The sequence below is a fragment of the Streptomyces sp. RP5T genome (genome assembly GCF_003933965.1).
Taxonomy (GTDB): Bacteria; Actinomycetota; Actinomycetes; order Streptomycetales; family Streptomycetaceae; genus Streptomyces.
Genome location: NZ_RSAJ01000564.1, coordinates 1 through 5,366, shown reverse-complemented (window position 1 = coordinate 5,366; position 5,366 = coordinate 1). Strand labels below are relative to the sequence as shown.

General features: G+C 72.1%; 5 protein-coding genes. 4 read left to right on the top strand and 1 reads right to left on the bottom strand.

What is annotated here, in order from left to right; translation table 11 throughout:
• The 4 genes from EHS43_RS36370 to EHS43_RS36355 all read left to right on the top strand — a co-directional run.
• Nucleotides 1-1,467 (top strand): NAD(P)/FAD-dependent oxidoreductase (locus EHS43_RS36370; RefSeq protein WP_148104175.1); only part of this gene is annotated, 1,467 nt, incomplete at its 5' end.
• A complete protein-coding gene (locus EHS43_RS36365; protein WP_125194871.1) occupies nt 1,464-2,381 on the top strand; it encodes an alpha/beta fold hydrolase in 918 nt (305 codons plus the stop codon). The genes EHS43_RS36370 and EHS43_RS36365, both read left to right, overlap by 4 nt.
• On the top strand, nt 2,378-3,262 hold the full coding sequence (locus EHS43_RS36360; protein WP_125194870.1) for an SDR family oxidoreductase: 885 nt from the start codon (nt 2,378-2,380) through the stop codon (nt 3,260-3,262). Before EHS43_RS36365 ends, EHS43_RS36360 begins: the two co-directional genes overlap by 4 nt.
• Nucleotides 3,263-3,350: 88 nt before the next feature.
• On the top strand, nt 3,351-3,545 hold the full coding sequence (locus EHS43_RS36355; protein ID WP_125194869.1) for a hypothetical protein: 195 nt from the start codon (nt 3,351-3,353) through the stop codon (nt 3,543-3,545).
• 138 nt (nt 3,546-3,683) lie between these two features.
• Here EHS43_RS36355 and EHS43_RS36350 read toward each other — a convergent pair.
• Nucleotides 3,684-5,366 (bottom strand): S41 family peptidase (locus EHS43_RS36350; protein WP_185806566.1); only part of this gene is annotated, 1,683 nt, incomplete at its 5' end.

Below are 5,366 nucleotides of genomic sequence, written 5' to 3'. Positions count from 1 at the left end.
GGACTGGGGGCCGCCGTACGGCTGCGGCGCGAGGGAGTCACCGACTTCGTCGTGCTGGAGCGGGCCGACAGCGTCGGGGGTACGTGGCGGGACAACAGCTATCCGGGATGCGCCTGTGACGTGCCGTCCCATCTCTACTCGTTCTCCTTCGCACCCCACCCCGACTGGCCGCGCACCTTCTCCGGGCAGGAGCACATCCGCGCCTACCTGGAGCATGTGACGGACGTCTTCCGGCTCCGCCCGCACCTGCGCCTCAACTCCGAGGTCAGGCGGATGACCTGGGACAGCGAGAAACTGCGGTGGGACATCGAGACCGCGAGCGGCTCGCTCTCCGCCGACCTCGTCGTCTCCGCCACCGGGCCGCTCTCCGACCCGAAGATCCCCGACATCCCGGGACTGGACTCCTTCCCCGGCAAGGTCTTCCACTCCGCCCGCTGGGACCACGACTACGACCTGCGCGGCAAGCGGGTCGCCATGGTCGGGACGGGCGCCTCGGCCATCCAGATCGTCCCGGCCATCCAGCCGCTCGTCCGCAACGTCACGCTGTTCCAGCGGACCCCGCCCTGGGTGATGCCCCGCATGGACCGGGCGATCAGCGGCGCCGAGCGCTGGCTGCACCGGCAGGTGCCCTTCACCACCCAGGTCAGGCGCGGACTGCTGTGGGGCATCAGGGAGTTGCAGGTCCAGGCGTTCACCAAGCACCCCAACGAGCTGGGCGCGGTGGAGCAGTTGGCCAGGCGGAACATGGCCCGCGCCATCAAGGACCCGGAGCTGCGCGCCAAGCTCACCCCCGACTACCGCATCGGCTGCAAGCGGATCCTGCTGAGCAGCACCTACTACCCGGCGCTCGCCCAGCCCAACGTGGACGTGGTCGCGAGCGGGCTCAGCCATGTCGAGGGCTCGAAGCTCGTCGCCGCCGACGGCACCGAGGCGCACGTCGACGCGATCGTGTTCGGCACCGGCTTCCACGTCACCGACATGCCGATCGCCGACCGGGTCGTCGGGGCGGACGGGCGGACGCTCGCCGAGGCGTGGAAGGGCGGGATGGAGGCGCTGCGCGGTGCCTCCGCCGCCGGTTTCCCCAACTGGATGACCATCATCGGGCCCAACACCGGCCTCGGGAACTCCTCGATGATCCTCATGATCGAGTCCCAGCTGAACTACCTCGCCGACTTCGTACGGCAGCTCGACGTGCTCGGCGGGCGGGCGGCCCTCGACGCGCGGCCCGCCGCCGTGGCGGCCTGGAACCACCGGGTGCAGGAGCGCATGAAGCGCACGGTGTGGAACACCGGCGGCTGCACCAGCTGGTACCTGGACGCGAACGGCCGCAACAGCACGATCTGGCCCGGTACGACGACCGAGTTCCGGCGGGCGACCCGGCGGGTGGATCTCGCCGAGTACGAGGTGCTGCGGCCCGCGGTGCGGGCGGGCGCGGCCGCGGACGAGAGCGCGGAGGCCGCCGTATGAGCCGGCCGGCGCATGTCGTCTCCGGGCCGTACGCCCCGCCCGCCCCGGCGCGTGAACTCACCGTGTCCTCCGCGGACGGCGCCCGCCTGCACGTGGAGGTGCACGGGCCCGAGGGCGCTCCTCCCGTCGTGCTCGCGCACGGCTGGACCTGCTCCACCGCCTTCTGGGCCGCCCAGATCCGCGAACTCTCCGTGGACCACCGGGTCGTCGCGTACGACCAGCGCGGCCACGGGCGCAGTCCGGCGAGCCCGGCGTGCAGTGCGGACGGACTCGCCGACGACCTCGAAGCCGTACTGGAGGCGGCTCTCGCCCCCGGTGAGAAGGCCGTGATCGCCGGGCACTCCATGGGCGGGATGACGGTCATGGCGGCGGCGGCACGCCCCCGGTTCCGGGAGCACGCGGCGGCCGTCCTGCTGTGCAGCACCGGATCGTCGCGGCTGGTCGCCGAGTCGACGGTCGTGCCGATCCGGTCCGGGCGGCTGCGCACCTGGCTGACCCGGCACGTGCTCGGGGCGCGGGCACCGCTCGGGCCGGTCACACCGCTCGCCCTGCGGATCCTCAAGTACGGGACGATGGGCCCCGGTTCGGCCCCGCACATGGTGGAGGCGTGCGCGCGGATCGTGCACGCGTGCCCGCGCAAGGTGCGGTACGCCTGGTCGCAGGTCCTCGATCTGCTCGACCTCGATCACGGTGTACGGCAGCTCTCCGTGCCCACGGCCGTCGTCGTCGGTACAGCCGACCGGCTCACCCCGCCCGTGCACGCACACCAGTTGGCCGCCGCGCTGCCGAACTGCCTCGGCGTCACCGAGCTGCCGGGCCTCGGCCACATGACACCGGTCGAGGCGCCCGAGCTGGTCAGCGCGCGGATCCGGGAACTCGTCACCACGTACGTCCAGGTCAAGGAGGGCGCATGAGCAGGGTCGGACTCGAAGGACAGGTCGCGGTCGTCACGGGGGCCGCGCGGGGCGTGGGCGAGCTGCTCGCCCGCAAGCTGTCGGCGCGCGGGGCGAAGGTCGCGCTGGTCGGCCTGGAACCGGACGCGCTCAAGCAGCTCTCCGAACGGCTGCACGGGGACAGCGACCACTGGTACGCCGATGTCACCGACCACGCGGCGATGGCCCGGGTCGCGCAGGAGGTCAAGGCGCGGTTCGGGAAGGTCGACATCGTGGTCGCCAACGCCGGGGTCGCGACCGGCGGGCCCTTCGTGGACTCCGATCCGGAGGCGTGGCGGCGGGTGATCGAGGTCAATCTCGTCGGATCGGCCGTCACCGCACGGGCGTTCCTGCCGGTGCTGATGGAGAGCCGCGGGTACCTGCTGCAGATCGCGTCCCTCGCCGCGATCACCCCGGCGCCGATGATGACCGCGTACTGCGCGTCCAAGTCCGGTGTGGAGGCGTTCGCGCACAGTCTGCGGGCCGAGGTCGGGCACCGGGGCGTACGGGTCGGGGTGGGGTATCTGTCGTGGACCGACACGGACATGGTGCGCGGGGCCGACCAGGACGACGTGATGCGCGAGCTCAGGCAGCGGCTGCCGTGGCCGGCCAACAAGACGTATCCGCTGGGTCCCGCCGTCGAGCGGATCGTGGCCGGGATCGAGCGGCGCTCCAGCCATGTGTACGGGCAGGGGTGGCTGCGCGGGATGCAGGGGATGCGCGGGTACCTCCCGGGGCTCATCGGGACCGTCGGGCAGCGCGAGATGCGGCGGTTCGGGCAGCGGTTGGAGGGACTGCGGATCGGACTCGTCGGTGCAGGTGGGGCGGCGGATGAGGAAGCGCGCGCTACGCACCGTAACTGATCGAAATGCGCTCTTTGTCCGGGCGTGTGAATCTGGTCGAGGCCCCGGCCAGGGGCTCTTCCCCTCACCCCCACGGGAGTGAACCCACATGGGTATGAAGGACCAGTTCCAGGACAAGTCCGAGCAGTGGCAGCAGCAGGCCAAGCAGAAGGCCCAGGAGGGCCGGGAGCAGGCCCAGCGTGGTCGCCGCGGCGAGCAGGACAGTGAGCGCATGCGGGACGAGGAGTCCGAGCGGATGCGCCCCGAGGAGCAGGAGCGGCTGGAGCCCGACTACGACATGTAGTCACTGCTTGAAGTGCGGGGTGCCCTCTCGGTTTTCGGGAGGGCACCTTGTGCGTTCCGGGGTGCGTGGCCGGGTGCGGGCCGGTGGGGGTTCTCGCGCAGTTCCCCGCGCCCCTGAAAGCAGAACCCCCGCCCCGTCTCAAGATCTTGGCGGCAACTTCGGCCTCGCTCTGTTCGGTACGTCCCGGTAGTCCGGCGGTGTCGCCGGGGGGTTCGTCTCCAGCAGGTCCAGCGCGAGCTGTACGGCGTCGTCGAGTTGGGCGTGGCGGCCCTCCGCCCAGTCCAGGGGGGTGCGCAGGATCTCCAGGTCCGGCTGGACGCCCTGGTTCTCGATCGACCAGCCGTACGCGTCGAACCAGGCCGCGTTCATCGGGACGGTGATCACCGTCCCGTCGCCGAGCTGGTGGCGTCCGGTCATGCCGACCACTCCGCCCCAGGTGCGCTGGCCCACCACCGGGCCCAGTCCCAGGAGTTTGAAGGCCGCCGTGATCATGTCGCCGTCCGAGGAGGTCGCCTCGTCGGCGAGGGCCACCACCGGGCCGCGGGGGGCGTTCGAGGCGTACGACACCGGCTGGGCGTTTCTCGTGAGGTCCCAGCCGAGGATCGTGCGGGTGAGTTTCTCCACCACCAGTTCGCTGATGTGGCCGCCCGCGTTGCCGCGCACGTCGACGATGAGGGCGGGCCGGGAGACCTCCAGGCGCAGGTCCCGGTTGAACTGGGCCCAGCCCGAGCCGCCCATGTCGGGGATGTGCAGATAGCCGCAGCGGCCGCCGCTCAACTCCCTTACCACGGCCCGGCGTTTGGCCACCCAGTCCTGGTAGCGCAGGGGGCGTTCGTCGATGAGCGGGACCACGGCCACCCGGCGGGGGCGGCCCTCGCCCTGTGCGGGGGTGAACGTCAGCTCCACCGTCGTACCGCCCGCCGCCGCGAGCAGGGGCCAGGGGCCCGTGACCGGGTCGACCGGGCGGCCGTCGACGTGGGTGAGGACCGCGCCCTCGCGGATGCCCGTGCCGGCCAGCGGGGAGCGGGCCTTGGAGTCCGAGGAGTCGCCGGGCAGGATCCGGCGGACCGTCCAGCCGCCGTCCCTGAGCACGAAGTTGGCGCCCAGCAGGCCCTGGCGGCGCTGGTAGTGCGGGGGTCCCTCGTTGCGGCGGGCCGGGGTGACGTAGGCGTGGGAGGTGCCCAGTTCGCCGAGGACCTCGCGCAGGAGGTCGGCGAACTCGTCGGGTGAGGCGATCCGTTCGAGCAGCGGGCGGTACTGGTCGAGCACCGCGTCCCAGTCGATGCCGCACATCCCCGGGTCCCAGAAGTACGACCGGATCAGCCGGCCCGCCTCCTCGTAGGACTGGCGCCACTCGGCGGGCGGGTCGACCTCGTGGAGGATGCGGCGCAGGTCGATCCAGACGGTCGAGTCGCTGTCGCCGGACTCGGTGGCGGGGGTGGCGCGCAGGTCGCCCTCGTCCACCAGGACCAGCCGGGAGGCGTCGCCGCTGACCGCGAACCAGTCCAGGTGCTCGACGAGTTCGGTCTTCTTCGCCTTGCCGATGGAGAAGTGCTCCAGGGTGGGGCGCTCGGAGGTGTCGTCGGGGTTGACGAAGGTCTCGCCGAGCGCGCCGGAGATGGGCCAGCGCAGCCAGACCAGGCCGCCGCCCGCCACCGGGTGCAGCGCCGAGTACTTGGAGGCGGGGACCGGGAAGGGGGTCACCCGGCTCTCCAGGCCCTCCAGTTCGACGGTGACCGTGCCGACGTCGCCGCCCTCGCCGCTCCGGTCCTCGACCGGGTCCAGGCCCCCGGCGGCCGGGCGGCCCTCGGGGTTCAGGGC